The sequence below is a fragment of the Paraburkholderia sp. Ac-20347 genome (assembly GCF_017104805.1).
GTDB classification, from domain to species: Bacteria; Pseudomonadota; Gammaproteobacteria; order Burkholderiales; family Burkholderiaceae; genus Paraburkholderia; species Paraburkholderia tropica.
In genome coordinates this window covers 1-4,421 of the sequence record NZ_JAAGPN010000429.1, presented here as the reverse complement: position 1 = coordinate 4,421, position 4,421 = coordinate 1, and the positions used below count along the sequence as shown (strand labels likewise).

Below are 4,421 nucleotides of genomic sequence, written 5' to 3'. Positions count from 1 at the left end.
TTGCTGCGCCATCGTCTGCACCTGCTCGCGCGTAAATCCCTGCAACGGCAGCCCGTGCGCCGCGCAAAACGCGCGCAATGCGGGCTCGCCGGTTTTCGCGTCGAGCGTCGCCACGGCGCGCACGCGCGCGAGCGGCCATGCGCCGAGCGCGGCCCGCACGGCGGCCTCGATCTGCGCTACCGACACGCCCTGGCGGCAGCCGATGCCCATCGCGAGCGCGATCGCCTGGGCGAGCGGCGCCGCATTGTCCGCTGCCGGGGCGGCATCGGGCAAGCAGTCGGCGGGCGGGGCGGGAGTCACGGAGCGCGGAAAGTCGGGGGCGTGATGCGTGGAAAAAGCGGGAATCGGCCGAAAACAGCCGAAAACGGCGCAAATGCGCGCATACGATAGCACAGCCATTTCGCGTCTCGCGGCTCGGAAGGGCGGCATCGCGGGTCAAAGGCCTGCGCCCCGCGGCCCCCGCCAGTCGCCCGTCCAGGTTGACGCGCAGCCCACCCGCGCCTACACTCGCACGCACTCTGGTGCTCGCGTGCGCGTACGTTTCGCACGCAGTTAAACGGGAATCAGGGAGCCATCCCGCCACGGGCACGGCCAACCTGAACTGCACCCGCAACGGTACAACGAGCGCATCGTCCGCAAGGTCGATGCAAGCCGCTTCATCGCATGCGCCGCATGCATGGCCACTGTGCGAAGCGCGCCTGAATGGCGCGCCGCGCGGGAAGGCGAGGCGGCGTGACTCGTCAGTCCGGATACCGGCCAGATACGCGGGATGCGCGCTGCGGGGTTGCGGCGCCGCGTCCATGATTTCATGCGTCATGCCGGGCCTCGCCCGTGGCGCGTCCAGGCCGGTTGTTTCGTCACGTATCGTCACCGATGGCGTCATGCAGCGCGCCGCGATCCCGTGCTTTGCGCACGTCGCGGACTTCGCTGATTGCATGTGCCGTCGCACGCCACGCGACGATCCATCCGCCACGACGCTCACACGCGACGCGCACGGCGCGGCGCACCTCACCTGCGGCCCATGCGCCGAAGGAGCTTCCTCATGCAGATGCGCAAAATCCCCGTCACCATCGTCACGGGCTTCCTCGGCAGCGGCAAAACCACGCTGTTGCGCCACATTCTTCAGCACGCGGGTGGCCTGCGCGTCGCGGTCATCGTTAACGAATTCGGCGAACTGGGTATCGACGGCGAAATCCTGCGCGGCTGCGGTATCGGTTGCGACGAGAACGGCAACGAAACGGAAGGCCAGCTCTACGAGCTCGCCAACGGCTGCCTCTGCTGCACCGTGCAGGAAGAATTCTTCCCGGTGATGGAGCAACTGCTCGAACGCCGCGGCGACATCGACCACGTGCTGATCGAAACCTCGGGCCTCGCGCTGCCCAAGCCGCTCGTGCAGGCCTTCAACTGGCCGTCGATCCGCAACGCCTTCACCGTCGATGCGGTCGTGACGGTGGTCGACGGTCCCGCCGCCGCGAGCGGCCAGTTCGCGGAAAACCCGCAAGCCGTCGATGCGCAGCGCAAGGCCGATCCGAATCTCGATCACGAATCGCCGCTGCACGAACTGTTCGAAGACCAACTGTCGGCCGCCGATCTCGTCATCCTGAACAAGACCGATCTGATCGACGCCGCTGCGCAGGACGCGCTCATCGAGGAGCTGCGCGAAGAACTGCCGCCGCAGGTGAAGATCGTGCGCGCGCAGCACGGCAAGCTCGACCTGCACACGCTGCTCGGTCTCGAAGCGGCGTCGGAGGAAAGCATTCATCTGCGCCACGATCACCACGGTTCCGCCGACGACGCCGACCATCATCACGACGAGTTCGATTCCGTCGTGGTCGAGGCGCAGGTGTCGTCGCGCGACGCGGCGGTCGCGGCGCTGCAAAAGCTCGTCGATACGCACACGATCTATCGCGTGAAGGGTTTCGCCGCGCTGCCGGGCGCGCCGATGCGCCTCGTGATTCAGGGCGTGGGCCGCCGCTTCGACAGCTATTTCGATCGCCGCTGGAACGCGCAGGAAAGCGCGGCGCAGCCGCTTGCGAGCCGCTTCGTGCTGATCGGCGAGGACCTCGACGCCGCCACGCTGCAAGGCGCGTTCGACGCGGCGCTGGCTGATGAGCAAAACGCGGTGCAATCCGCGGCCGCGCAATAACACGCAGCACGCAGTTCAACGAGCGACACCCATGCATTTGCTGCGCACCACGCCGGGCGGTTTCGTCGACGACACGCAGGGCGTGATCCGCATCGATCAGCAGCCCGCCGAGATCGTCGTACTGAGTTCGGCGGACACCACGCTCGCGCTGCTGGCGAGCGTCGTGCCGCGCCTGCCCGAAGGTTTTCCGGGCGTGCGGCTCGCGAACGTCACGTATCTGCGCCAGAACGCGTCGGTCGATTTTTATATCGACGACGTGCTCAAGCATGCGCGCGTGGTCGTGGTCGATCATCTGGGCGGCGAAGCCTACTGGCCTTACGGCATCGAGCAGGTCGTGTCGCTCGCGGAGCAGCGCGGGCAACTGCTCGCGATGTTCTCGGGCGACTTGCAGGAAGACCCGAACCTGATCGCCAGGAGCCGCGCCGAGCCGGATTTTTGCCGCCTTTTGTGGCGTTATCTGCGTGAAGGCGGCGCGGCGAATGCCGAAGGTTTTCTGCGCGCGCTCGCGTGGCGCGCGTTCGACTGGGGCAGCGAACCGGCGCCGCCGGTCGTGCTGCCCGCCGCCGCGATCTATCATCCGGCGCGCGACGTGGCGACCGTCGACGACTGGCGCGCGCGCTGGACACCCGGCGCGCCCGTCGTCGCGATCCTGTTTTACAAGGCGCATCTGCAGGCCGCGAACACGGCCGCATTCGATGCGCTGATCGAGGCGCTGCTCGCGCGCGGACTCAATCCGCTGCCGCTCGCCATCACCTCGCTCAAGGACGCGATCAGCCGCGACGTGCTCGACCGTCTCGCGGCCGAACACGACATCGCGCTCGTGCTCAACACCACGGCGTTCGCGGCCTCGGCGCTCGACGACCCCGAACCGCTCGCGCTCGCGGGCGACGCGCCAGTGCTGCAGGTGATCCTGAGCGGCGGCAATCGCGACGATTGGGTCAAGGACAACCACGGCCTGAATTCGCGCGACATCGCCATGCATATCGCGCTGCCCGAAGTGGATGGCCGCGTCATCACGCGCGCGATCAGCTTCAAGGGTCTCGCGTATCACTGCAAGCACACGCAGGTCGACGTGGTGCGCTATCAGCCCGATGCGGAGCGCGTGGCTTTCGTGGCCGAACTCGCGCGCCGCTGGTGCCACCTGCGCACGCAGCCGAACGCGCAGAAAAAGCTCGCGCTCGTGCTCGCGAATTATCCGATGAGCGAAGGGCGCATCGGCAACGGCGTGGGGCTCGATACGCCCGCGTCGGTGGTGAATATCCTGCGCATGTTGCGCGACGAAGGCTATCGCGTCGCCGATCTGCCCGAGGACGGCGAAGCGCTCATGGACACGCTCACGCAGGGCGTGACCAACGATCCCGACACGCGCGCGCTGCGGCCCGCGTTTCAGAGTCTCGCGCTCGACGACTATCGGCGCTATTTCGCGCAACTGCCCGTGGAGGCGCAAAACGCGCTGATCGCGCGCTGGGGCGCGCCCGAGCAGGACCCGGGCGTGCGCCGTGGACGCTTCATGATCGCGGGCTGGCGCTGCGGGCAGGTGTTCGTCGGCATTCAACCGTCGCGTTCGCGCGGCGACGACAGCTACGCGAACTATCACGACGCCGACCTCGTGCCGCCGCACGCGTATCTCGCGTTCTACTTCTGGCTGCGCGAGACCTTCGGCATCGATGCGATCGCGCACGTCGGCAAGCACGGCAATCTCGAATGGCTGCCGGGCAAGAGCGTCGCGCTCGCGCACACGTGCTGGCCGGACATGGTGCTCGGCCCGCTGCCGCATCTGTATCCGTTCATCGTCAACGATCCGGGCGAGGGCAGCCAGGCGAAGCGCCGCGCGCAGGCCGTGATCGTCGATCACCTGATGCCGCCGCTCACGCGCGCCGAAAACTACGGGCCGCTGCAGGATCTCGAACGTCAGGTCGACGAGTATTACGAAGCCTTGATGGTCGATCCGCGCCGCGCGAAGCTGCTGCGCAAGACCATTCTCGCGACGATCGTCGAGCACAAGCTGCACGAGGAATTGAGCATCGACGCGCCCACCAGCGTCGACGCCGAGGACGCACTGCTCACGCGCGCCGACGCGTATCTGTGCGAGCTGAAGGAAGCGCAGATCCGCGACGGGCTGCATACGTTCGGCGCGTCGCCGCAAGGCACGCAGCGGCGCGACACGCTGCTCGCGCTCGGCCGTTACGCGTGCGGCGACGGGCAGGGCGCGAACGCGGGGTTGATCGACGCGCTCGCGCGCGATCTGCGCATCGATCATCTGCGCGATGCCGCG

The 4,421-nt window shown here is 67.6% G+C and carries 3 protein-coding genes and 1 riboswitch; of the genes, 2 read left to right on the top strand and 1 reads right to left on the bottom strand.

Going from position 1 to position 4,421, the window contains the following annotated elements:
- Positions 1-300: cobalamin biosynthesis protein (locus G3N97_RS36935; RefSeq protein WP_346778176.1), on the bottom strand; the 300-nt coding region annotated here is incomplete at its 3' end.
- A 202-nt stretch (positions 301-502) separates the two neighbouring features.
- A riboswitch (cobalamin riboswitch) is annotated at positions 503-776 on the top strand.
- Positions 777-1,042: 266 nt separating this feature from the next.
- Here G3N97_RS36935 and cobW point away from each other — a divergent pair.
- Positions 1,043-2,146, top strand: a complete 1,104-nt coding sequence (cobW, locus tag G3N97_RS36930; RefSeq protein ID WP_205997711.1) for a cobalamin biosynthesis protein CobW — start codon at positions 1,043-1,045, stop codon at positions 2,144-2,146.
- A gap of 31 nt (positions 2,147-2,177) precedes the next feature.
- The coding region (gene cobN, locus G3N97_RS36925) for a cobaltochelatase subunit CobN (RefSeq protein WP_205997710.1) at positions 2,178-4,421 on the top strand (2,244 nt) is incomplete at its 3' end.